General features: G+C 59.4%; 19 protein-coding genes. 15 read left to right on the forward strand and 4 right to left on the reverse strand.

Features of this window, described 5'->3' with window-relative positions; all coding sequences use genetic code 11:
* Positions 1-122 precede the first annotated feature (122 nt).
* Both BM388_RS15650 and metE read right to left on the reverse strand, forming a co-directional pair.
* A complete protein-coding gene (locus BM388_RS15650) occupies positions 123-878 on the reverse strand; it encodes a COG3650 family protein (protein WP_089851857.1) in 756 nt (251 codons plus the stop codon).
* 183 nt (positions 879-1,061) lie between these two features.
* The gene (gene metE, locus BM388_RS15655) at positions 1,062-3,368 is read right to left on the reverse strand and encodes a 5-methyltetrahydropteroyltriglutamate--homocysteine S-methyltransferase (protein ID WP_089851859.1); all 2,307 of its coding nucleotides are present in this window, start codon (positions 3,366-3,368) and stop codon (positions 1,062-1,064) included.
* 103 nt (positions 3,369-3,471) lie between these two features.
* Between metE and BM388_RS15660 the strand changes: the two genes are divergently transcribed.
* Positions 3,472-4,386 (forward strand): LysR family transcriptional regulator, encoded by a 915-nt coding sequence (locus BM388_RS15660; RefSeq protein WP_089851861.1) that lies wholly within the window; start codon positions 3,472-3,474, stop codon positions 4,384-4,386.
* Here BM388_RS15660 and BM388_RS15665 read toward each other — a convergent pair.
* Both BM388_RS15665 and BM388_RS15670 read right to left on the reverse strand, forming a co-directional pair.
* Positions 4,373-5,989 (reverse strand): ATP-binding protein, encoded by a 1,617-nt coding sequence (locus BM388_RS15665; RefSeq protein WP_089851863.1) that lies wholly within the window; start codon positions 5,987-5,989, stop codon positions 4,373-4,375. The genes BM388_RS15660 and BM388_RS15665 overlap by 14 nt on opposite strands.
* A 3-nt stretch (positions 5,990-5,992) precedes the next feature.
* The gene (locus BM388_RS15670; protein WP_089851865.1) at positions 5,993-6,706 is read right to left on the reverse strand and encodes a winged helix-turn-helix domain-containing protein; all 714 of its coding nucleotides are present in this window, start codon (positions 6,704-6,706) and stop codon (positions 5,993-5,995) included.
* A gap of 357 nt (positions 6,707-7,063) precedes the next feature.
* Between BM388_RS15670 and BM388_RS15675 the strand changes: the two genes are divergently transcribed.
* From BM388_RS15675 to BM388_RS15745, 14 genes are all read left to right on the forward strand, one after another.
* Complete coding sequence (locus BM388_RS15675) at positions 7,064-9,961, forward strand: ribonucleoside-diphosphate reductase subunit alpha (RefSeq protein WP_089851868.1); 2,898 nt, start codon at positions 7,064-7,066, stop codon at positions 9,959-9,961.
* An 85-nt stretch (positions 9,962-10,046) separates the two neighbouring features.
* A complete protein-coding gene (locus tag BM388_RS15680; protein ID WP_089851870.1) occupies positions 10,047-11,288 on the forward strand; it encodes a ribonucleotide-diphosphate reductase subunit beta in 1,242 nt (413 codons plus the stop codon).
* A 1,009-nt stretch (positions 11,289-12,297) separates the two neighbouring features.
* Positions 12,298-12,561: a hypothetical protein gene (locus tag BM388_RS15690; protein ID WP_217641090.1), complete on the forward strand. Its 264-nt coding sequence runs from the start codon at positions 12,298-12,300 to the stop codon at positions 12,559-12,561.
* The gene (locus BM388_RS15695; RefSeq protein WP_089851874.1) at positions 12,558-13,916 is read left to right on the forward strand and encodes a class I adenylate-forming enzyme family protein; all 1,359 of its coding nucleotides are present in this window, start codon (positions 12,558-12,560) and stop codon (positions 13,914-13,916) included. Before BM388_RS15690 ends, BM388_RS15695 begins: the two co-directional genes overlap by 4 nt.
* A 2-nt stretch (positions 13,917-13,918) precedes the next feature.
* Positions 13,919-14,638 carry an SDR family NAD(P)-dependent oxidoreductase gene (locus BM388_RS15700; RefSeq protein WP_089851876.1) on the forward strand — a complete coding sequence of 240 codons (720 nt, stop codon included), beginning with the start codon at positions 13,919-13,921 and terminating at the stop codon, positions 14,636-14,638.
* 14 nt (positions 14,639-14,652) lie between these two features.
* Complete coding sequence (locus BM388_RS15705) at positions 14,653-15,495, forward strand: AAC(3) family N-acetyltransferase (RefSeq protein WP_089851878.1); 843 nt, start codon at positions 14,653-14,655, stop codon at positions 15,493-15,495.
* 7 nt (positions 15,496-15,502) lie between these two features.
* Positions 15,503-16,822 carry a DUF4910 domain-containing protein gene (locus tag BM388_RS15710; protein WP_217641091.1) on the forward strand — a complete coding sequence of 440 codons (1,320 nt, stop codon included), beginning with the start codon at positions 15,503-15,505 and terminating at the stop codon, positions 16,820-16,822.
* A gap of 90 nt (positions 16,823-16,912) precedes the next feature.
* Entirely contained in the window at positions 16,913-17,275 is a 363-nt protein-coding gene (locus BM388_RS17910) for a hypothetical protein (RefSeq protein WP_175535123.1), read from the forward strand.
* Positions 17,268-17,588 carry a YkvA family protein gene (locus tag BM388_RS17915; RefSeq protein ID WP_175535124.1) on the forward strand — a complete coding sequence of 107 codons (321 nt, stop codon included), beginning with the start codon at positions 17,268-17,270 and terminating at the stop codon, positions 17,586-17,588. The genes BM388_RS17910 and BM388_RS17915 overlap by 8 nt, the downstream gene beginning before the upstream one ends.
* A 144-nt stretch (positions 17,589-17,732) precedes the next feature.
* Positions 17,733-18,479, forward strand: a complete 747-nt coding sequence (locus tag BM388_RS15720; RefSeq protein ID WP_139233961.1) for a hypothetical protein — start codon at positions 17,733-17,735, stop codon at positions 18,477-18,479.
* A gap of 155 nt (positions 18,480-18,634) precedes the next feature.
* A complete protein-coding gene (locus BM388_RS15725; protein WP_175535125.1) occupies positions 18,635-19,087 on the forward strand; it encodes a DUF2787 family protein in 453 nt (150 codons plus the stop codon).
* Positions 19,088-19,143: 56 nt separating this feature from the next.
* Positions 19,144-19,812 carry a recombinase family protein gene (locus tag BM388_RS15730; RefSeq protein WP_089851886.1) on the forward strand — a complete coding sequence of 223 codons (669 nt, stop codon included), beginning with the start codon at positions 19,144-19,146 and terminating at the stop codon, positions 19,810-19,812.
* Between the two features lie 552 nt (positions 19,813-20,364).
* Positions 20,365-21,285, forward strand: coding sequence for a hypothetical protein (locus tag BM388_RS17680; protein ID WP_139233962.1), 921 nt, complete (start codon positions 20,365-20,367; stop codon positions 21,283-21,285).
* 74 nt (positions 21,286-21,359) lie between these two features.
* Positions 21,360-22,874 carry an ABC transporter ATP-binding protein gene (locus BM388_RS15745; protein WP_089851892.1) on the forward strand — a complete coding sequence of 505 codons (1,515 nt, stop codon included), beginning with the start codon at positions 21,360-21,362 and terminating at the stop codon, positions 22,872-22,874.
* Positions 22,875-23,325 lie beyond the last annotated feature (451 nt).

Here is a 23,325-nt window from a genome sequence, read left to right on the forward strand (position 1 = left end):
ACTTTGGTCGGTAAAGCAGGGAGGGTATCGGCGCTGGCCCTCCTACCTCTACCGTGTGGTCCAAAGCGCTGCAGTTATTCTATGAATCCAGGGATAAAAACGAAAGAAGCGCCCTCACCGTCTCAGGGCGCGATGCCCTGACCGCAACCCCGGTAGACCTGGTCGTTGAGGGAAAGCGTCACCCGGGCCGGCCAGGGCTGGCCGCTCATGTCATCGAAGCAAGCCTTCGCCTCGATGCGCAGGGTAAAGGGTCGCGCCGCCTGGCCGCTGGCCAGGATCACCCGCCCAGCGTCGTTGTCCAGGGTGGTCACCCGGTAGGGCAGGGTTACCTCCCGGCGGCCATAGTCCAGCGTCATGGTCAGCTCGGGAACGTCGTTGGCGAGCGCCACATGCCAGCCCGGCTCGTTGCCCTGGCCGCGGAACATCACCCCGGGGTGTTCCTCGCGGGTCAGGGCATCCCGGGTGACGTCAACCCGGCAATCGAGCCGGCCGCGCTGGCTCTCGACCAGCGCCTCCCGCCCCTTGTTCCAGAAGCTGAGGTCGCCCTGCTGGTAGCGGGCGCCGCTGGCCACTACGGCGGGGGCGAGACGCGTGCCCCCCTGGGCCGACCACAGCCGCAGCTCCTCCTTGGTGGCGGCGGTGACCAGGTCCTGAGCCGGCGTGCAGCGCCAGCCGACCAGCTCGTCGGCCTCGCCGGGAAACAGCATCGAGGGCAGCAGCGGCGCCCTGGCCGAGGCCTCGTCCTGCGCCGGGTCGGCTTTCTCCGGGGAGGACGGGGCCGGCTCGGGCGCCGGCGCGCTCACGTAGGTGACGCAGCCGGACAGCCCCAGGGCCAGCAGCAGCGGCAGGGAGAGACGAAGGGGGACATGGCGGGACATGGCAGGGCTCCTTGGCAGACGATTCCTTGACGCGCGCTTACGTGGCGTGCGCTGTCGTTACCTCAGGATACCAGCCGCCGGACGGCTTGGCGCCGCCCGGCCGTCAGCCCCCTTTGGACATGACTCGAGGAACCGGAGACAGGTCGTAGAGGAGATACCGTCTCTCCTGACCTGCCCCCTACCTCAGCCGTGGCGCTGACGCAGCACCCGTGCCGCCTCCTCCATGTTGGCGAGCGCCGGCTCCACCTCGGCCCAGCCCCGGGTCTTGAGGCCGCAGTCCGGGTTCACCCAGAGCCGCTCGACCGGGATGCGCTCGGCAGCCTTGTCCATCAGCGCCACCATCCAGTCCACCTCGGGAATATTCGGCGAGTGGATGTCATAGACGCCGGGCCCGATGGCGTTGGGATAGGCGAAGTCCTGGAAGGCGTCGAGCAGCTCCATGTCCGAGCACGAGGTCTCGATGGTGATGACGTCGGCATCCAGGGCCGCGATGGCGGCGATGATGTCGTTGAACTCCGCGTAGCACATATGGGTGTGGATCTGCGTCTCGTCACGCACCCCCGCCGAGGCCAGCCGGAAGCACTCGACGGCCCAGTCGAGGTAGCCCTGCCACTCGGCACAGCGCAGCGGCAGCCCCTCGCGCAGCGCGGGCTCGTCGATCTGGATGGCGCGAATGCCCGCCGCCTCGAGGTCGAGCACCTCGTCGCGCAGCGCCAGGGCGATCTGCCGGCAGGTCGTCTCGCGGGGCTGGTCGTCGCGCACGAAGGACCACTGCAGCACGGTGACGGGCCCGGTGAGCATGCCCTTCATCGGCCGTTCGGTAAGCGACTGTGCATACTCGCTCCAGCGCACCGTCATGGCCGCCGGGCGCACCACATCGCCGTAGAGGATCGGCGGCTTGACGCAGCGCGTCCCGTAGCTCTGCACCCAGCCGAAGCGGGTGAAGGCGAAGCCGTCGAGCTGCTCGCCGAAGTACTCGACCATGTCGTTGCGCTCCGGCTCGCCGTGCACCGGCATGTCGATGCCGAGTGTCTCCTGGCGCGCCACGGCCCCGGCGATCTCCTCGCGCATCTGCGCCTCATAGGCCTCGCGAGAGAGGTCACCGGCCCTGAAGGCGCGCCGCGCGGCGCGGATCTCCCCGGTCTGGGGGAAGGAGCCGATGGTGGTCGTGGGGAACAGCGGCAGGGCGAGATGGCGCTGCTGGGCCACGGCGCGCTCGGCGTAGGGCCGCCGACGGCGCGCATCGTCATCGCTGACGCCGGCCAGCCGCGCGGCCACCGCGGGGCGATGCAGCCGCTCGGCCTCGCGACGCGCCTGCAGGGCACGGCTGGCGACCTCCACGCGCTCGCGGTCGATGGCGTCGGCGCGGCCGTCGAGCAGACGGGCCAGGGTGGCGACCTCATCCAGCTTCTGCCGGGCGAAGGCCAGCCAGCTTTTCAGTTCGAGCGAAAGATCGGTTTCCGCCTCTAGGTCCACCGGCACGTGCAGCAGCGAGCAGCTGGTCGCGATCCACAGCCGCTCGCCCAGGCGCATGCGCGCCACGGCCAGGCGCTCGCGCCACAGGGCCAAGTCGGCTCGCCAGACGTTGCGTCCGTCGATCGCCCCCACCGAGAGCACCTTGTGGGGCAGCAGGCGGTCGAGCACCGCTTCCAGCTCGTCCGGGGCGCGCACCCCATCGATGTGCAGGCCGGCCACCGGCAGGCTTACCGTCAGGGAGAGGTTGTCCCCCAGGCCGCCGAAGGGGCTGGCCAGCAGCAGCTTGACCGGGGCGGCCTGCAGACGGTGATAGGCGCGCTCATAGGCCTGCCGCCAGGCGAGCGGCAAATCCTGCACCAGCGCCGACTCGTCGAGCTGCACCCACTCGACGCCCTGCCCGGCCAGCCGCTGGAGCACCTCGGCGTAGACGTCGAGCAGGCCGTCGAGCAGCGCCAGGCGATCGAAGTCCTCGGGCACGTCGCCGCGCCCCTTGCCCAGCCACAGCCAGGTCAGCGGGCCGGTCAACGCCACCTTGACCGCATGACCGGCGGCCTTGGCCTCCTCCACCTGATCGAACAGCCGCGTGCTGGAGAGCCGGAAGCGCTGCCCGGGATGCAGCTCCGGCACCAGGTAGTGGTAGTTGGTATCGAAGTACTTGGTCATCTCGCAGGCCGCGGCCGGCGCGCCGCTGGGGGCGCGCCCCCGGGCCATGCGAAAGGCGGTGTCGAGATCCACCTCGCCGCGCGCCACCTCGTCCTCGGCGGCGAAACGCGGCGGCACCGCCCCGACCATCACCGAGACGTCGAGCACCTGATCATAGAAGGCGAAGTCGCCCACGGTCACCAGGTCGAGGCCAGCCTCGCGCTGGGCCGCCCAGTTCGCCAGGCGTAGCTCGCGTCCGGTGGCCTCCAGGGCCTGCCGGTCGAGGCTGCCCTGCCAGTAGGCCTCGGTGGCGCGCTTCAGTTCGCGATCCGCGCCGATGCGCGGATAGCCGGTAACATGAGCCATCGTCATGATGACATCCTTTGTTCATGAATGATGCTGAGGAGTCTCGCTGGCCATGGGAGGTGAATCAAACTAAACTTTCACATCTTAAAGATGAACCAGGCTCACCCTCATGCTCGAACTTCGCCACCTGCGCACCCTGGTTGCCCTGCGCGATGCCGGCTCACTGGTGGAGGCGGCCGAACGCGTGCACCTGACCCAGTCGGCCCTCTCCCACCAGATCAAGGACCTGGAGGAGCGCCTGGGCAGCCCGCTGTTCCTGCGCAAGACCCGGCCGGTGGAGTTCACCCGCGCCGGACTGCGCCTGCTGACCCTGGCCGAGCAGGTGCTGCCCCAGGTGCGCATGGCCGAGCGCGACCTGGCGCGGCTGGCCGGCAACGAGCAGGGCCGGCTGCACATGGCCATCGAGTGCCACAGCTGCTTCCAGTGGCTGATGCCCACCGTCGATCACTTCCGCGATCACTGGCCGGAGGTGGAGATCGACATTCCCGGCGGCCACCACTTCGACCCGCTACCGGCATTGGCCCGCGAGCAGCTCGACCTGGTGATCACCGCCGACCCCCAGCCGCTGCCGGGGGTGCACTACGAGCCGCTGTTCCGCTACGAGGGGCTCTTGGCAGTGGCTCGCCAGCACCCGCTGGCGAGCCGCCCCTTCGTCACGCCCGAGGATCTCGGCGAGGAGACACTGATCACCTATCCGGTGGAGCACTCCCGGCTGGACGTCTTCACTCAGTTCCTCGACCCCGCCGGAGTGCGCCCCCAGGAGGTCCGCACCGCCGAGTTGACCATCATGATGATGCAGCTGGTCGCCAGCGGTCGGGGCGTCTGTGCGCTGCCCAAATGGGCGCTGACCGAGTACCTGGAGCGCGACTACGTGAAGGCCGTGTCGCTGGGCGATAAGGGGGTGTGGAGCACGCTGTTCACGGCGATCCGCGAGGAGACCCGCGGCGCGCCCTGGATGGAGGACTTCCTGCGCACCGCCCGGGAGACCTCCTTCGCGGTGCTGGAGGGGATCAGGCCGGCATAGGCAGGCGCCGCGGCAGCAGCAGGGTGAAGCGGGCGCCGCCCAGCTCGGTGCCGGCATCCAGCACCACGCTGCCGCCGTGCCAGGCCATGACCTTCTGCACGATGGAGAGCCCGAGACCGTAGCCGCCAGAGCGGCGAGTGCGGCTGTCGTCGAGGCGAGCGAAGGGCTTGAAGACCTCGGAGCGCGACGCGGCGGGGATGCCGGGGCCGTCATCCTCCACGTCCACGCGCACCAGCCGCGGCTCGCCCTGCAGGCGGATCACCACCCGACCGCGGGCATGACGGCAGGCGTTGGCCACCAGGTTCTGCAGGGCACGCTGCAGGTAGCGGGGCTCGGCCTGGATCTCCACCTCCGGCCCCTCGACCAGCTCGATGCGTATATCGCCATGCAGCGGTCGCAGGGCCTCGATGACCCGCAGTGCCATGGCGCGGCAGTCGACCAGCGAGGTCTGCAGCTCACCGCCGTTGGCGGTCTCGCTGCCCAGCCGGGCGTAGGTGAGGATCTCGTCGATCAGTTCGTCGAGCTCGGTGATATCGCCGTCGACGCCCTCGAGCTGGCGGCGGATCGCCGGATCGTCGGTCATGTCCTCGACCATCTGCACCGCGAAGCGGATGCGTGCCACCGGGGTGCGCAGCTCGTGGGAGACGGCGCGGATCATGTCCTGCTGGGCGCGCAGCAGCGACTGAACCTGGGCCGCCATGCCGTTGAAGGCCATGCCCAGCCGGCCCAGGAAGTCGCCGCTCTCGACCTTGACCCGGGTGTCCAGGCGGCCACCGGCGATGCGCGTGGCGGCCAGCTCGAGGCGCGCCATGCGGGCCTCCACGCCGCGCACGATCAGGTAGATGATCGCTGCCAGCACGCTGAGCAGCAGCATCAACAGCGTCAGCTGCAGCGGCAGCGGCAGCGGCTCGAAGGCCTTCACCGGGCCGATGGAAAGCCAGCTCGCCCGGGAGCCGTTGCCGGGCAGCAGCCGATACATCGCCATGGAGAGGCGCCCGGGAATCAGCCGGATGACCACCTCGCCATCCGCCAGTCGCACCAGCTGACGGGTATCCAGCCCCTCGGGAGCCGTCGTCAGCAGTTCGAGGGGGACGGCGGCGCCGGCCATGCGCTCGAGCTGCGCCTGGCGCTCGCCGGCGGGCACCTGGACGAGCCACTCGGCGAAGAGCTCGGTGAGCCCGCGCAGCTGCTGCTCGCTGAGGGTCGCCACGTCCACCTCGAGCAGCCGTTGCTGATTGGCCAGCAGGTGCCAGAGCCGCCAGCCGTCCTCCTCGCGGGGCACCACCAGCACGCGGCCCTCCAGCAGGCGCGTGCGCGAGAAGTAGTTCAGGGAGCGCGCCTCGACCGGCACCACCCGCAGGGTCATGTCGAGCTGCTCGGAACGCGCCAGCAGCCACGCCTCGCGCTCTGCCTCGGGCAGCGACTCGATCCAGCGGGTGAGCACGCGCATGGGGGGCTCGACCAGCTGCTCGCGATAGTGCTCGCGGCGCACCTGGTCGACAAGGGCGAGGCCCAGCAGGGCCAGCCCGAAGGTCAGCAGCAGCGCCAGGGCCAGCAGCACATAGACGCGCAGGAAGGTGCTGTCGGCCAGCATCCGACGCATGGTTCAGCCGTCCCTGACGAAGAGGTAGCCCTTGCTGCGCACCGTCTTGATGCGGTGCGGCTGGTTGGGATCGTCGCCGATCTTGGGCCGGATGCGCGAGACGCGCACGTCGATGGAGCGGTCCTGACCGTCGTAGCGTATGCCGCGCAGGCGATCGAAGATCTCCTCCCGGGTCAGCACCCGGCCGGCGTTGCTGGCCAGCAGCCACAGGAGGTCGAACTCGGCGCTGGTCAGGTCGATGCGCTCGCCGTCGAGCCAGGCCTCGCGGGTCGCGTTGTCGATCACCAGGTCGCTGAAGGTCAGGCGCGTCTCCTCGCCGGCGGCCCCCGGCTCGGCGCGGCGCAACAGGGCGCGCATGCGCGCCAGCAGCACCCGCGGCTGCACCGGCTTGGGCACGTAGTCGTCGGCGCCCATCTCGAGCCCCAGCACCTGATCCATGTCGTCGGTGCGGGCGGTCAGCATCATGATCGGGCCGGCATAGTCGCTGCGCACCCGGCGACAGATCGACAGGCCATCCTCGCCGGGCAGCATCAGGTCGAGGATCACCAGGTCCGGCTGCAGGGAGAGGATCCGCTCGACGCCACGGGCGCCGTCGGCCTCGACCGTGACCCGAAAGCCATTGGCCTCCAGATAGTCGCGGGTCAGCCCGGCCAATCGCTCGTCGTCCTCGATGATCAGCACGTGATCCAGTTCCTGGGCTTGCAAGCTGTCGTCCATCCTTCTGTTCCATCCTGGCGAGCAGGTGAGCGGGGCGGGCTCCCGGGGCCGGGAGCCGACGCCATTCTCTAAAGGATACCCGAAAACCGGGTTCTCGCCTTCCCGTCGCCATACGGCGACAGGGGCATCGCCAGGCCCAACCACGGGGCCTGGCGCCACGTCCGATTCTACCCCACGGAAGGTCACAGCCCATCCACAGGTTATCCACTTGATGAAGCCGAGAAAGCACACTATCTTGTGCCTCGATCCGGCACGAGCACTACATCATGTGCCTCTAGCAATCACACCCACAGCTGTCAACCGTCGCCTGTGCGGCGGCCTTCACCACACGTTTCACCGAGTCAGGGACCCGGCGCCATGGATACCAATGTCACACCGGACGAGTCGTCCGTTTCCGTCACCGCACCCAAGGCCCTGCGCGTCATCAAGCGCAACGGCGACGTCATGCCCTTCGATGCCGACAAGATCGCCGTGGCCATGAGCAAGGCCTTCATCGCCGTGGAGGGCGACAACGCCGCGGCCTCCTCCCGGGTCCGCGACTTCGTCCGCCAGTCCACCGAGGCGATCGAGCACGCCTTCGTGCGTCGCATGCCCGACGGCGGCACCCTGCACATCGAGGACATCCAGGACCAGGTCGAGCTGGCGCTGATGCGCGGCGGTGAGCAGAAGGTCGCCCGCGCCTACGTGCTCTACCGCGAGGAGCACGCCAGGGCCCGCGCCGCCGCCGGTGACGCTATCCAGAAGCCCCACCCGAGCCTCAACATCACCCTGCCCGACGGCAGCGTCCGTCCGCTGGATCTCGGTCGCATCGAGACCCTGGTCTATGAGGCCTGCTCGGACCTGCCCAACACCGAGCCGCAGAAGATCGTCGACGACTCGGTACGCAACCTCTACGACGGCGTGAGCGCCGACGGCGTCTCCCAGGCGCTGACCATGACCGCGCGCACCCTGGTCGAGAAGGATCCGAGCTACACCTACGTCACCGCGCGCCTGCTGCAGGACAGCATCCGCCGCGAGGCGCTCTCCTTCCTCGGAGTGGCCGAGGAGGCCACCTACGGCGACATGGCCGAGCTCTATGCGCCGGCCTTCAAGGCCTACATCGAGAAGGGCATCGAGTTCGAGCAGCTCGACGAGGCGCTGGCCGAGTTCGATCTCGAGCGCCTGGCCGCAGCGCTGGATCACACTCGCGACAACGCCTTCACCTACCTGGGCCTGCAGACCCTCTACGACCGCTACTTCATCCACCGCGACGACGTGCGCTACGAGCTGCCCCAGGTGCTGTTCATGCGCGTTGCCATGGGCCTTTCGCTCAACGAGGACGACCGCGAGGCGCGGGCCATCGAGTTCTACGAGCTGCTCTCCAGCTTCGACTACATGGCCTCCACGCCGACCCTGTTCAACGCCGGCACCCAGCGCAGCCAGCTCTCCAGCTGCTACCTGACCACCGTGCCCGACCACCTGGACGGCATCTACAGCGCGATCCGCGACAACGCCATGCTCTCCAAGTGGGCCGGGGGTCTGGGCAACGACTGGACGCCGGTGCGCGCGCTGGGCTCCTACATCAAGGGCACCAACGGCAAGTCCCAGGGCGTCGTGCCCTTCCTCAAGGTGGTCAACGACACCGCCGTGGCGGTCAACCAGGGTGGCAAGCGCAAGGGCGCCGTCTGCGCCTACCTCGAGTCCTGGCACCTCGACGTCGAGGAGTTCCTGGAGCTGCGCAAGAACACCGGCGACGACCGCCGCCGCACCCACGACATGAACACCGCCAACTGGGTGCCGGACCTGTTCATGAAGCGCGTCTTCGACGACGAAGAGTGGACGCTGTTCTCGCCGGCCACCTGCCCGGATCTCCACGACCTGTACGGCGCCGCCTTCGAGCAGCGCTACCAGGAATACGAGGAGATGACCCGCAACGGCCAGCTCAAGCTCTTCAAGCGGGTCAAGGCCAAGGACCTGTGGCGCAAGATGCTCTCGATGCTGTTCGAGACCGGCCATCCCTGGATCACCTTCAAGGATCCGTGCAATCTGCGCAGCCCCCAGCAGCACGCCGGCGTGGTGCACTCCTCCAACCTGTGCACCGAGATCACCCTGAACACCTCGGTCGACGAGATCGCGGTGTGCAACCTGGGCTCGGTCAACCTCGCCCAGCACATGACCGACGGCGAGCTCGACGGCGACAAGCTCAGGAAGACCGTGCGCACCGCGGTGCGGATGCTCGATAACGTCATCGACATCAACTACTACGCGGTGCCCCAGGCGAAGAACTCGAACTTCAAGCACCGTCCGGTGGGGCTCGGCATCATGGGCTTCCAGGATGCCCTCTACGCTCACGGCATCGCCTACGCCTCCGAGGACGCCGTTGAGTTCGCCGACCGTTCCATGGAGCTGGTCAGCTACCACGCCATCGAGGCCTCCTCTGATCTCGCCGCGGAGCGCGGCCATTACCAGAGCTATGAGGGCTCGCTGTGGAGCCAGGGCGTGCTGCCCATCGACTCCATCGAGAAGCTGAAGGCCGAGCGCGGCGAGCAGTACATCGAGGTCGACACCTCCATGACCCAGGACTGGTCGCGCATCCGCGAGAAGCTGGCCGAACAGGGCATGCGTAACTCCAACGTCATGGCCATCGCCCCGACCGCGACCATCTCCAACATCTGCGGCGTGTCTCAGTCGATCGAGCCGACGTATCAGAACCTGTTCGTGAAATCGAACCTGTCCGGCGAGTTCACGGTAGTCAACTCCTACATGGTCAACGACCTCAAGGCGCGCGGCCTGTGGGACGAGGTGATGATCAACGACCTCAAGTACTACGACGGCAGCGTGCAGCCCATCGACCGCGTGCCGGCCGATCTCAAGGCCCGCTACGCCACCGCCTTCGAGGTCGAGCCCAAGTGGCTGGTGGAGGCCGCCTCGCGTCGCCAGAAGTGGATCGACCAGGCGCAGTCGCTGAACCTCTACATCCAGGGCGTCTCGGGCAAGAAGCTCGACGTGACCTATCGGATGGCCTGGTACCGCGGCCTGAAGACCACCTACTACCTGCGCGCCCTGGGCGCCACCTCGGTGGAGAAGTCCACCGTGGAGCGCGGCACTCTCAACGCGGTGAGCAACGCCGCACCTGGCGCCGCCCCGTCACCGGCCCCGGAGGCCAAGCCCGCCGCGCGCGGCGTCGAGGACTTCCTGTCCGGCAAGAGCGGCAGCGGCTCCCGAGCGCCCTCCGCGGGCGATCTCGACGAGCTGGGCTGCGAGGCCTGCCAGTAACGCCGCGGCGCCTGCGCCGATCCTTATTTCAAGCCCGGAAGGCCCCACTGGCCTTCCGGCCCCACGACACATCGAGGATGACGACATGCTGAACTGGGACGAATTTCACGAAGACACGATTGACGACAATAGCGCTGTCGCCGAGCAGCCGGCCGCGGCAGGGGCGCCCGAGCCCACGCCCGCACCGGACGCGGTAGCGGAGAGCGCCGGCGCCTACCAGGTCGCCGACGAGGACCGCATGGCCCGCGCCAAGCGCTCGCTTGAAGAGCTGGACGTGGCCGCGGGCCTCGAGGAGCTCGAGATGGGCGCGGCACGCATCGAGGTCGACGACAAGCAGATGATCAATGCGCGCGCCGACCTCAACCAGCTGGTGCCCTTCAAGTACGAGTGGGCCTGGCAAAAGTACCTGGACGGCAGCGCCAACCACTGGATGCCCCAGGAAGTGAACATGAACGCCGACATCGCCCTGTGGAAGAGCGCCGAAGGCCTCACCGCGGACGAGCGGCGCATCGTCGAGCGCAGCCTGGGCTACTTCTCCACGGCGGATTCGCTGGTCGCCAACAACCTGGTGCTGGCCCTCTACCGCCTGATCACCAACCCCGAGTGCCGCCAGTACCTGCTGCGCCAGGCCTTCGAGGAGGCGATCCACACCCACGCCTACCAGTACTGCGTGGAGTCGCTGGGCATGGACGAGGGCGAAGTCTTCAACATGTACCGCGAGGTGCCCTCCGTCGCCGCCAAGTCGGCCTGGAGCCTCAAGCACACTCAGTCGCTGTCGCGTCCGGACTTCCAGACCGGCACCCCGGAGACCGACCAGGAGCTGCTGCGCAACCTGATCGCCTTCTACTGCGTCACCGAAGGCATCTTCTTCTACTGCGGCTTCAGCCAGATCCTCTCCATGGGTCGGCGCAACAAGATGACCGGCGTCGCCGAGCAGTTCCAGTACATCCTGCGCGACGAGTCCATGCACCTGAACTTCGGCGTGGACATGATCAACCAGATCAAGATCGAGAACCCGCACCTGTGGACGCCCGAGTTCCAGGACGAGGTCACCCAGATGATCCTCGAGGGCACCGAGCTCGAGATCGCCTACGCCCGGGACACCATGCCCCGCGGCGTGCTGGGCATGAACGCGGCGATCATGGAGGAGTACCTCCATTTCATCTGCAATCGCCGCCTGGCGCAGATCGGCTTGAAGGAGCAGTTCCCCGGTGCCCAGAACCCCTTCCCGTGGATGAGCGAGATCATCGACCTGCGCAAGGAGAAGAACTTCTTCGAGACCCGCGTCACCGAGTACCAGGTGGGCGGCGCACTGAGCTGGGACTGATAGGAAGAATTTGGCCCTTGTACAAAACAAGGGCCAATAAAAACGCCCGAAGCGGCAACTTCGGGCGTCTTGAGCATCAGGGCGTGTGGCCACTCCTGATGGCTCGGGTAGGCTAGCTACCAAAAGCGGGAGAATTGTCCTCTCTAGGTTAGCCAAGGTCAAGTTGGCCGCCTCACAGAAAGAGGATATTAGCCATGGCTAAAACCGATTCTGGCAAGAAAAAGGTACATGTGCCTGCGCACACACGGACCGACCAAAGCGGTAAGAAGGTCCGCGTGCCCGAGCATTACCGCTCGACTCCGAACTGACAGTCGACAGGGGCTCCCCACAAGGGGACGCCCCTTTTTTTCGAGCTAGTAGAGCCTCTTGGTAGTGACGTAATGCAGGGGCCATAGCTCTTGAAGAGGGCAATCCAATGCATGCAACCCAAGGCAACAGCACCCATCGCAACGCCAGGGAGTGGCAAGCCGCCCTGGATCGAGCATTGAAGGCTCATCGCGGCGCCGACGCACTGGCCCGCTACCCCCACCTCGCCAACGCCTTCCCCGCACCCTCCCCGTCCAACCGGCCGCATCCCCTGCTCGACTACCGGGAACTCAAGGCCTGGGCGACCTCGCGGGGCTGGCGAGTCCGGCCAGCCCCCGAGCGAGCGCCAGCTGGTGAGAAGTATAGTCCGCCGGTCTGCTTCACTCGGCTCCACCAAGCATCCGCACGACCCGCTACAGGGCGGAGTCACCATTGAGGCCTCGTCGTCGCGGTGATAGCCGGCATCTGGCTACAGCAGACCATCATAGGCTATGGACTCGATGAGGAGTACGTCACCGCCATGAAGGACGAGAAGCAGGCGCTGACCATGAAGGCGTCGTGAGGCAAGGCCCGGTCGTATTTCGTGAATACAAGGCTGAATAAGGCAAAGCCCCGCTGTTGAGCCGGCGGGGCTTTCTCACGTGGGCATGCCTTGCTAAAATCAAAGACATGTATTTTTTCCATCACGGCAGTTGAGGTTATTGTGAAGAAAGAAGATTTCAAAAAAATCATCGTTGAGCAGTTTGAAGAAGTTTATCGAAGCCAAAAGCCTGACGAAGAGGTTCCTGTGCTGAAAGAAGATACTGTTCTTCTGGATACAGGCATGGACTCCCTCGGCTTTGCAATATTGGTTACTATGCTTGATGCTGAGCTAGATTACGACCCTTTCAGCCTTTCCGAAGATGCGTATTACCCGCAAACCTTTGGTGAGTTTGTGGATTTTTATGTGGATAATTATCCAAAATGAAACTGTCAGATCATTTATCCGAAGTAAGTGATGGGCGAGTAGCAATATCCACGCCGTCAGCTAGTATTTCCTATGGCGAAATATTGCGTGACGCTCAAAAATACTATGCCTTTTTGTCTGGTAAGAAAGTGGCTTTCCATAGTGCCGACATTATTGGTGCTGCTGTGCTCATGACGGCTATAGATGGATATGGGGAGTCGTTAGTTTTATTGCAGCCAGGAGATGATTTAGGCACAACTGCAAGGCTTATTGAAGACTCTGGCGTTGAGCTTGTAATTTCTGATAGCTGCCAAGACTTAAAAAGCATAGTGGAAGTCCCAGTGTTTTCAAAGCTGGAAGAGGCATTTGAAGCATGCAGCAATGATGCGCCTTCTGTTTTGGAAGAAGTTGATACTAGATGGGTCGTGAGTACATCAGGGACAACTGGGAAACCAAAGTTAGTATGCCACTCCTTGCGTAGCTTAACAAGAACCTCAAGGAGTAATAAGGAAAAAGGAGAAGGCCAAGTTTGGGGACTTCTATATGGATATTCAAGGTTTGCTGGCCTTCAGGTGGTCCTCCAGAGTCTTCTCGTCGGCGCAGAGCTTGTTGCTCCAGATAGTTTGGGGTCATTGGAAGAGCAGCTATCTATGCTGTTAGAGAATGGCTGCACTCACCTAAGTGCAACGCCCACAATGTGGAGAAAAATTCTAATGGTGCCGCGAAGTGATGAGCTGGATCTCCAGCAAATTACTCTTGGCGGCGAAATATCTGATGATAAAATTCTTAAAAGTTTAAAAAATAAATACCCCAAGTCTTATGTAACCCATATCTATGCTTCTACTGAGGCAGGGGTAGGATTTTCTGTGAAGGACGGAAAATCTGGATTTCCAGTAGAGTATTTAACCAACCCACCCTCTGGTGTTGAGTTGAAGGTTTCAGATGGCAGGTTATGGGTTAAAAATGAATACGTTGGGGAGAGATATATAGGTGATCAGCAGAAAATATCAAGTCACGGCTGGGTAGATACAGGCGACAATGTTGATGTTACCTCCGATCGCGTATACTTCTTAGGAAGAGATAGTGGGGTGATCAATGTGGGAGGGAATAAAGTCCACCCCGAAGTCGTAGAAGAGGCATTGCTGTCTCACCCTGTTGTCGATATGGCCAAAGTGTATGCTAAGAAAAATCCCATAATGGGCTCGTTAGTTGTCGCTGATATTGTAGTTCAATGTGATAACAAAGGTGGCAAAGAAGTTGCTAATGAAGTTAAGAAGTTTCTTGCTGACAAGTTAGAGCCCTACATGATTCCCGCAATCGTTAGGGTTGTTAGTAGCTTCGATGTTAACCCTGCAGGTAAGCTGGTGAGGAAGTGATAATGAAGAATGTATTAATTACTGGCGCTGGGCGCGGGTTGGGGTTGGCCATCGTCAAAAGGTTGGCAGTTGAAGACTATAAGTTGATTTGTCTTAGTAGAAGTCTGTCGCCAGAGCTTGAAGATTTGGTTTCTTCAACCAAAGGAAAAATTATTTTCAAGCAATATGACTTAGAAGATCTTGATGGCATACCTGCCCTGATAAGCTCCATTACAAAAGAGCATGGTGCCCTATACGGCATTATCAATAATGCAGGCATTGGTCTTGATGGTTTGTTAGCGACTCAACATGCTACGGATATTTCCAAGGTGCTAAAAGTAAACTTGGAGGCTCCAATACTGCTAACTAAATATGCTTGCCGCTCTATGCTGACCAAAATGGAAGGGCGAATAATTAATGTTTCTTCCATTATCGCATCCACAGGTTTCAATGGGCTTTCTGTTTATGCGGCGAGTAAAGCAGGTCTTGAAGGGTTTACGCGTTCCTTGTCCCGAGAGTTAGGTCGGGTTAACGTTACTGTTAACTGTATAGCTCCTGGGTATATGGAAACTGAAATGACTAAAGGGTTAGAAGGCAAAAAGCTAGAGTCGGTGAGGCGTCGCGCTCCACTTGGCTTGCCCACACCTGAAGATGTTGCAGGTGCTGCAGCTTATTTGCTTTCAAGTGAATGCTCTAAAATGACTGGCTCGGTGATTACCATTGATGGTGGAAGTACCGCTTAATATCAGGAGGAGGTATGAGTGAAAACAATGAGCTTTTGGAGCTTGTAAGTAGTGCCGGGGAAGGTCCAGTTCTTTTCCACTCCGACATTTTTAAAGTGATGGGGTTGGTTGGTAAAAGCTCCAGCCCAAAGGTACTCCTCAATAGTCATTTGAATTTTATTGAGAAGCTTTCTTCAGGTAGAGGAGTGGTGCTACCTACTTTTAATTACGACTTCACTAAAACTAAAGTCTATGATGTTAGGGAAAGCGAGTCTCAGGTAGGGGCACTTAGCGACCACGCGAGGCGTGACTGGTCGGAGTGGAGAAGCTTAACTCCCGTATTTAATTTTTGCGGAGATAAAGCTTCAGAGAGTCTTTTGTCCAAAGGGGGACAGGTTGCTGACGGCCAAGAAGTAGATCCTTTTGATGAAGCGTCGCTCTTTAATGCACTTTACGAAAATGACGGGGTGGTCGTTATGTATGGGGCCCCGTTCCAAAGCTTTACAGGAATTCACTATATAGAGCACCGCTCAGGGCGCCCTCTTTACCGGTATGACAAGTACTTCCCTGGTAAGGTTATTGACTGGGATGGTAAAGAAAATAATGTTAATTTTAAATATCATGTGCGCCCATTGAATGTTCATGTCGACTACAGGTGGAGAGAATTGCTTGATTTCTCCATCAGTAAGGGTGCGGTGAAAGAGCATATTCGCCCCAAAGTGTCGGTATATGTGATTTCATTCAGAGAGATTTGCGATCTGTGGGTTTCTGAGTTAAGTAATGACCCTTTGTTTCTTTTGGATGAAGAAAGTAAAAAGTTTGTCGAGCCAAAATTGAAAGAGTTGGGTCGTAGGTTTAAATTAGAAGACTTTGAGTGAGGTTGTAATGTCAGGCATGACAAATAATGTTCTCTTTTCAGGTTCGATTGGTGAGTATTGCCACTCTCTGGCTGAAAAACTTTTTCCTATCTGTAGAAGTATTACTGGTCCCGGAGTTCGAGAAACTCTTTCCATTCTGGCAGAAGAACTTCCTGGTTTGGAAGTGTGCTCAGTGCCAAGTGGCACTCAAGTTTTTGATTGGACAATTCCTGATGAGTGGTCTATTCGTGATGCATATATAGCGGATGCCAGTGGTAGTAGGGTTGTCGATTTTAAAGAAAATAATTTACATGTTTTAGGCTATTCTGAGCCTGTTAATGAAAGCCTGTCGCTTGAAGAGTTGGATCCGCATTTATATACACAACCTGATCAGCCGGATGCAATCCCATACGTAACCTCGTACTACAAGAAAAGGTGGGGGTTTTGCCTCTCTCAAAATCAGAAGGATAAGCTTTCTGATGGCGTTTATAAAGTTGTCATTGACTCAGAATTAAAAGCTGGAGTCCTCAACTATGGGGAGCTTGTGATACCTGGGAAAAGTGACAAAGAAGTTTTTATTTCCACTTATATATGCCATCCATCTATGGCTAATAATGAACTATCTGGCCCTGTCGTCACGACTGCTATTGCTAAATGGTTGTCTGAGCTGTCTGAAAATAAGTCGCTTAGTTACACATACAGAATTGTTTTTATACCAGAAACTATTGGCTCTATTACTTACCTCAGCAGAAATATTCACCATCTAAAGCAGTCTGTCATTGCAGGGTTTAATGTAACCTGTATTGGTGACGATAGGTGCTATTCGTTTCTTCCGTCGCGTAGGGGCGAAACTATTTCTGATCGTGCTGCATTACATGTACTTCATCACATTGATAAAGATTTTAAGAAGTATACTTGGTTGGATAGAGGGAGTGATGAAAGACAGTACTGTGCACCAGGGGTAGACCTTCCTATGGCGACCATTATGCGAAGTAAATATGGTGAGTATCCTGAGTATCATACGTCTTTGGATGACCTGTCTTTTGTTACCCCCACTGGCCTTGAGGGAGGGTTCGGTGCTCTTAAAGAAGCGATAGAGGTCGTTGAGAAAAATGTTGTCCCCGTGATTAAGGTTTATTGTGAGCCGCAGTTGGGAAAGCGCGGTCTATATCCTACTATTAGTCAGAAAGGTTCAGGCTCTGAGGTCAGGGATATGATGAATATAATTTCCTACTGCGATGGGGGCAATACAGTTCTAGATATTGCTGAGAGGTTGGATATTCCTTTTAAAGAAGTTTATGAAATTGTTAGTCGCATGAAAGATCATGATTTGGCATATTTTGAATAATTGCTCATCACCTTAGTCTTTTGGCTTGGGTAATGATGCAGGTCTTGTTTATATATTATTCCTTTGCCTATCCGGTAAAGGAGTATCATAATGCGATTCATCAGTTGCCCATCCTTCGTGGATGGGCTTTTTCTTTCTGCGCCTGTCAAAGCCTTCGTGGATTATGAGCTGATACAGTCGGCCTTTGGCGGTGACCTGACGCAAGCCAATCAGTTCTGGAAGGAAACCGGAACACGCCTCTATCACGTCTTACCCACGGATACGCTTGATGAGCTCCGCGGTGACGAGTGCCGACTATTGCGTTACCCGCCTGAATTCATTCTCCAGGGTCCTGATGACCACTTCTTACTGCTGGTGGTTACCCAGGATGATGGCGGCGGCGTCTATGTGCTGTTTCCTCGGTACAGTGCCTGCTCGGTGCTCAACGAACTTGCAAGGCAGGCCGATGATTAACTTCCGTTATCAAGGGTACGGCAAGCACTTTTCGAATCGGGCCTGCTGGAAGAAGGTGAAGTCACTTCCTGGAACCTACCGTGATCTCATCTACTACGCCAAGCTGCTCTGGTACGTGATGCAAGATCCCAGTGTACCCGTCGCGCTCAAGACAGCCGCTATCGGTGCGCTCGGTTATCTGATCAGCCCTGTAGATTTGATGCCCGATATGTTGCCCGGTGGCTTTGTCGATGACCTGGCCGTGGTGATGAGTGTCCTCAAGATGCTGGATGCGTATGTAACACCGGAGATACGACGTCGTGCTCGGGAGTAACCGGCTCAACCCGAATTTGGGCCCAGACCACCGATTACCCGCCTTACCGACCTTTCCTTAGTAAATCCCTTCATCACGCCTCGCTGCCGCCAAATTGGTGCTGATCGGCGTGGTTTCGTGTGCGTGAACCCTGGAGACCCCTGTATGACATCTCGTACAAAGCGTAAGTCTGCTGCCACTGCCGCCACCCAGCGCAAGGCCAATGCGCCACAACCATCATCACCCGTCGACCCGACGCCGGAGGATCAGGAAGCCGCGTCACCGGTTTCTACGATCCGCATTCTCAAGAAGGCGACCTGTCCCAAGCTGAGCCCGCGTGGCAATGGGGAACTGACCTATCACCTTGGCTACCGTGACGAGGATGGCCAGGTCTTCCTTCGTGTGACCGCCAATGCCTCCAGCGGCTACTTCAGTCAGGAGTGGATTGCCCTGAAGGATATCGATGCTCTGATGGCTGCCGAGAATGGCCACGGCTTCAAGGCGATTCTCTTCAAGCCGCTGTATCACCAGAAGGGCGCCAACAACCATGGCTTCCTGGGTGCCGCGCTCAAGGCCGAGGGCATCGTGGAAGTGGAAGAGGAACAACCCCTGGTGCTTTATGTCGCCGAGGATCGTACCGCCTTTGATCAGCAGGTGGCGCCCCTGGTGGAGGAGGGGACTGCCCTGCATGACGAAGTCGCCGAGGAGAATGCCCGCAAGGAAGCCCGCAAGCAGGAGCGCCTGGCCGAACAGCAGCGTCGAAGGGAAGCGCGGATGGCGCAGGAGAAGGCCGCTGCCGATGCCAAGTCTGCCGCCTCTCTACCTGCCACTGATGACGCTACCGATCAGGAAGCCCCGAAATCACCCGATTCTGATGCCGAAAACCCCGATGGGACGGCGGCTGAAGGGTAATCCATAGACCCGCCTGCCTATGGGCGTTTTTCATCACGCAAAAGGTTCGTTTAGCGAAATGCAGGATTCGGCATAGCACCTTCCCGGGGGCTATCCCGTTTTTTATGTCCAGTCGCCATGCCGCTGTGCATGGTCCTTACCCATTGGAATTTCCCATGAGCTTCCCCATCACCTTCGACACCACCGATACCGCCTTGCCCATTCCGCAGGCCCTCACCGATATGCTGCTTAAGGAGATCGAGCGCGCCTATACCACGACACCGCCTCAACCCCTGGAAGATCCGCTGTTCGGTATCACCTTGGTCTTTCGTGACCCTGGCTATGACCCGCTGCTGGGTGGCTATCACCCCATCGAGATTCGGCTGGGTCGCGCCAATGGCCATTACCGCCTCGACTACCTCACCGACTTCAGCTACGTGGGCCCTGCCGATCAGGCCGAGCTGCAAGCCGAGGTCGATTTTGAATTCGGGGTGTCCCAATGCCTGGTGCGTCACCTGCCGCCCATCGGGCTGAGCCGGGTAGGGGAGTTCTTCGATCTCTACGTCACCAACTTCCTCAGCTACTACCGCAACGGCGTCTACGAGGTCGAGGTGGTCTGGGAAAACTGAGGCCACAGGAGCTCACGATTCTGTCACCCATCACCACCGTCACGCCGGAGCCATCCATGAGCGAACGCCGCTATGTCGTCTACTACCGTGTCAGTACCCAGAAGCAATCCCGTTCCGGGTTGGGGCTGGAGGCCCAGCAGCAAGCCGTCACCGACTACCTGACGCAGTATGGCGGTCAGGTGATCGCCGAGTTCCAGGAGGTGGAATCGGGCAAGCGTGCCGATCGCCCTAGGTTCCACGAGGCTGCCGACTATGCCGAGCTGGCCAATGCCACTCTGCTGGTCGCCAAGCTGGATCGCCTGAGTCGTGACCTGCACTTCATCACCGGCCTGCAGAAGCGCGGTATCCGCTTCACGCTCTGCGACCTGCCCGACGTGGATCAGCTGACCATCCATATCCTCGCCGCGATGGCCCAGCACGAAGCCCGCATGATCAGTCAGCGCACCAAGCACGCCCTCCAGGCCGCCAAGGCCAGGGGGGCAAGGCTGGGTAACCCCGAGCTTGATGCCATCCGCCATCATGACCTCGCCACCGCCAACCATCAGCGTTCCCAGGCCCAGGCACAGTGGAAGCAGCGCATCCAGCGGGTCATTCAGTACCTGGAGGAGCAGGAGGGGCTACGCAGTGGGGTCGCTATCGCCGAGGCCCTCAACCGAAGGGGGCTAACCACCTACCAGGGAAGGCCGTTCACCAGCGCCACGATCAGCCGGCTGAGGAGCAGATAGCGTAAGATGAGAAAATCTAATTATAATTTGGGTTTGCTATCATTACGTAGATTGTTGACAACCTATCAGGGCTTTTCAAGGGAGAACTGGATTTAAGCACGAAGGCGATAATCCCAGGCGAAAAAGGGGATTTGAAGGTCTAGCCCCTCTAAAGTCCAATAACTACGTTAGGAGGCTGTCTACAATTATTTGGTGTTAAGTTAGCTGATCTTAAAGTGCTGAGGTGGAAAGAAAACAGACTCTTGCGCCGACCGTCTTAAGCCAGTACCTTTCACTTCGTCAGGCCGGCGACGCCGGTGCCAGCAGAGAATGACACGAACGATTTAGAGCCCAGCTCAGAGACGATTAACGCCGTTTGATTGAATAGTCCTGGCATGTTGTATGGCCACTGAAGGCGCTTGATCCTAATTTTGTAACGTCCACGAGCATAATCCTGGAGGCTGAAGATGAAGATACCGAATCCTACAACGTCAATGCGTCTGGCCCGTTTCGCTTGGCCTGAGGGAACCCTGAGAGGGGCATCACTTACCTCAGATCAAGGAGCTATTGCTCATGTCTTCTACCGATCTACCATGCCAAAAGGCGAATCACGTTGAACCATCGCTAATTACACTTACTAGCTTTGCAGATGGCCAACCCCTGGAGCAAGTCTATGACGTTGAAGCCCGTCATCCTTGCCGCCAGGACGACCCTACCTCCCAGGATCTTGGTGCACAAGACGTACCTGATACGCTGGAACAGCCCTACTTCAACCTTCTCCATGGGCCAGGGTCTCGGCGGCTTCTTTCAGCGCTATCGGATCAATATCACCAGGCAAATCACATTGTCCCACTGTGCTTATTAACCTCGTTCATCACGCAGTCGATGGCCGTCAGCCAAGGCTATTCTGAGACTCACCCGCCCATTTTTGGACCGAATGGATGGGCGCTGGCACTACCGGTGTGTGAACTTATCGCCCCTGGCAACCAGCATGTTTTCCGCTGTGCCCTGCCTGATCGGGACAGCGTAGAAAATGCCATGCACAGTGGTCATCTCTTGGTCGCTGCGGTGAACCCACAAGTCCGGGTGGCCAGGGAGCTATCCATCCTGCGCCATGAGCGTGTCAGTCACGCCCCGATGGTGGTCATCAAAGACCATGGACGCCAAGGTGAGCGTGCCATGCGGTTTATCCCGCACCACGGCAAGGGTCTGGATGCCCGGCATCCAGAGCTTCCTCAGCTACAGGAAGAAGCCCAGGTCACCGCCAGTATGCTTAGGCCTTCCATGACGGCCCTCATGGTCAAAGTCAGTGAGCGCTGGTCACACGAACCTTCCGGTGAGCAAAACGCTGACACCCACGATTATGTCAAGTGGCTATGGCTGGTCGCAGATGAGCTAGGCCTCTCCTCACAACAGCTCGATAAGCTGAGTTTCGAGATGCAGAGGACCTTCCGCTACTTCCGCCACTCCCGCGACCTTCTCGTTCGCCTTTAATCCCCGGTCATTCACAGGGAGGGATGCCCTCCCTGTCAATTTCCTGCGCTCAAAATTTGCCGAGAGATAGCCAAATGAAAATGCCAACAGGCCCAAAGAAGAAAGGCGCCGATCACGATGCGCCCTCGATCACAAAGGTCATCTTGGACTATGCCCTTCAGCGGTATGATATCGGGTACGACAAGACCCTTGCCAAGGGCTTCCTGGTGGAGAAGGGTAAAAACCCAAAGTCTCTGTATTTAGACAGCCCGCAGCTGAAATATGAGCTGCAATATTCTGCCATAGAGACAGGCGAATTGCTCAAGCGCGAGCAGGTCAAAGAAGTCGTCGATCAGCTTCAGGTCATGTGCTACATGAAAGGCCAGGAACACACCGTCTATATGCGGGTAGGCCAGTGCCGAAATGGTGATGTGGAGATTGATCTAGGAGATGACTCTGATCGGCGTGTACGGCTTTGCAAAGCGTCTGGCACATGGGATCTGATCAGCGCTGGCGGTCAGGTCATGATGAATCGTTCTGATCGTATGGAGGCACTCCCCGTCCCATCGCCCGAGGGTGACTGGAGATTACTCCTCCCCTATCTGAATATGGATGAGGACCTAAAATACCTCGTCATCGGCTATATCACCTACCTGCTAGCCTTTCCACGCAACAAGGATGTGGTCTTTCCGGTGCTGGCCGTCAACGGCAGCCAAGGGAGTGGCAAGACGATCTTCCTCAACTGGATTCTGCGCGGCTTTATCGACCCAAGCACGAGTGGTGTGCAGCGCTTTCCGTCGTCACTGCATAACATGGCGATCTCGGCACAGAGTACCTACCTGCTACTCTACGACAATATTACAAGGATCAGTGACGACCTAAGTGATGACCTGTCGGCGGCAGCCACCAATACATCCTTTTCGACTCGGGAACTTCATACTACATCCAACGAGGCTCTTTTCCAGATTCACTTCCCGGTAGTGCTTGGCGGAATCAGTGGATTTATCAGAAAATCCGACCTTCTAAGCCGCACTCTTTCGGTACGGATGCTGCCGCTAGGTGAGGATCGTGCCTCAGCACGCACTTTTGTACAGGACCTTCAGCGTGATGCCTCGGCTATCTACGGTGGCCTACTCGATTTAGCTGCTTCCGGGCTTAGCCGTATAGACAGCATCACCCCCAACACACCCGAACGAGTCTATGACTTCAGTGCCTGGCTGGCTGCCATGGAAGAAGCGATGGGAGCTGAGGGGTTGCAAGAAATGTACTCCTTAAATCATGCCATCGCACAGGCAGATGCCGTCACTGACTGCGCCCCTGCAAATGCGATCATCAACCTAGCCTGTTGTTTGGACGATGAAGTATGGACAGGAACGCCCACAGAGCTACTCGCTGAAATGTGTAACCTCATTGAGCCTGAAGCCCTGAAACAACGTGACTGGCCGAAAAACCCCGAATCTCTCGGCAAAAAAATTGACCACCTCCAAGGCCTCCTGCATACCCAAAAGGTGTGGGTTGGCAGAACGACTCGGGGCAGCCAGCGCCAGTATGAGGTTTACCGGATGCCAGGATGTCTATGGCAACGAGATAGTGAAGAGGAAGAGGAATAACACCAGTCCCTTCTCCATTGGGCCGCCAAGAGCGGCCCATTTATTCAGAACCCTATCTAGCTTTCTTTAACTGTCCATCAGCCAATTTTATGAGGTATCCTTTATCCCGCCTCATTCATCAGGGCACAGAACGAGCGTGTTGAGTCCATCGATTGCCGGTACCGACCTGCTTCAACCTCATGCGGTCGCTTGGTAGACGGTTGGCATATACCCGATTCGGCTTTTGGCCGATCTTTTCATAACGATCAGGAATTGATGTCTGGCGCCGGCGCAGCCGTGGCCGTCGACCTCCGTTGTGGCCGCCTTACTTGGCGAGTCAATCTTGGTGACGCTGGGTGTCAGGCCAAGGCCGTCAGCCGAGGCAGCCCCTTCAGCAAGGTGGGCCACCATTTGTCGGCGGCATCGCCGAGGTGCACGGTGATGCGCCGGGCATGCATCGTCAGCGTCGCCG

The sequence above is a fragment of the Halomonas saccharevitans genome, assembly GCF_900116405.1.
In the GTDB taxonomy this organism is placed as follows: domain Bacteria; phylum Pseudomonadota; class Gammaproteobacteria; order Pseudomonadales; family Halomonadaceae; genus Halomonas; species Halomonas saccharevitans.

Coding starts and splice junctions, on each gene's coding strand:
- BM388_RS15650 (WP_089851857.1), bottom strand. CDS start 878: ATGTCCCGCCATGTCCCCCTTCGTCTCTCCCTGCCGCTGCTGCTGGCC.
- metE (WP_089851859.1), bottom strand. CDS start 3,368: ATGACGATGGCTCATGTTACCGGCTATCCGCGCATCGGCGCGGATCGC.
- BM388_RS15660 (WP_089851861.1), top strand. CDS start 3,472: ATGCTCGAACTTCGCCACCTGCGCACCCTGGTTGCCCTGCGCGATGCC.
- BM388_RS15665 (WP_089851863.1), bottom strand. CDS start 5,989: ATGCGTCGGATGCTGGCCGACAGCACCTTCCTGCGCGTCTATGTGCTG.
- BM388_RS15670 (WP_089851865.1), bottom strand. CDS start 6,706: ATGGACGACAGCTTGCAAGCCCAGGAACTGGATCACGTGCTGATCATC.
- BM388_RS15675 (WP_089851868.1), top strand. CDS start 7,064: ATGGATACCAATGTCACACCGGACGAGTCGTCCGTTTCCGTCACCGCA.
- BM388_RS15680 (WP_089851870.1), top strand. CDS start 10,047: ATGCTGAACTGGGACGAATTTCACGAAGACACGATTGACGACAATAGC.
- BM388_RS15695 (WP_089851874.1), top strand. CDS start 12,558: ATGAAACTGTCAGATCATTTATCCGAAGTAAGTGATGGGCGAGTAGCA.
- BM388_RS15700 (WP_089851876.1), top strand. CDS start 13,919: ATGAAGAATGTATTAATTACTGGCGCTGGGCGCGGGTTGGGGTTGGCC.
- BM388_RS15705 (WP_089851878.1), top strand. CDS start 14,653: ATGAGTGAAAACAATGAGCTTTTGGAGCTTGTAAGTAGTGCCGGGGAA.
- BM388_RS15710 (WP_217641091.1), top strand. CDS start 15,503: ATGTCAGGCATGACAAATAATGTTCTCTTTTCAGGTTCGATTGGTGAG.
- BM388_RS17910 (WP_175535123.1), top strand. CDS start 16,913: ATGCGATTCATCAGTTGCCCATCCTTCGTGGATGGGCTTTTTCTTTCT.
- BM388_RS17915 (WP_175535124.1), top strand. CDS start 17,268: ATGATTAACTTCCGTTATCAAGGGTACGGCAAGCACTTTTCGAATCGG.
- BM388_RS15720 (WP_139233961.1), top strand. CDS start 17,733: ATGACATCTCGTACAAAGCGTAAGTCTGCTGCCACTGCCGCCACCCAG.
- BM388_RS15725 (WP_175535125.1), top strand. CDS start 18,635: ATGAGCTTCCCCATCACCTTCGACACCACCGATACCGCCTTGCCCATT.
- BM388_RS15730 (WP_089851886.1), top strand. CDS start 19,144: ATGAGCGAACGCCGCTATGTCGTCTACTACCGTGTCAGTACCCAGAAG.
- BM388_RS17680 (WP_139233962.1), top strand. CDS start 20,365: ATGTCTTCTACCGATCTACCATGCCAAAAGGCGAATCACGTTGAACCA.
- BM388_RS15745 (WP_089851892.1), top strand. CDS start 21,360: ATGAAAATGCCAACAGGCCCAAAGAAGAAAGGCGCCGATCACGATGCG.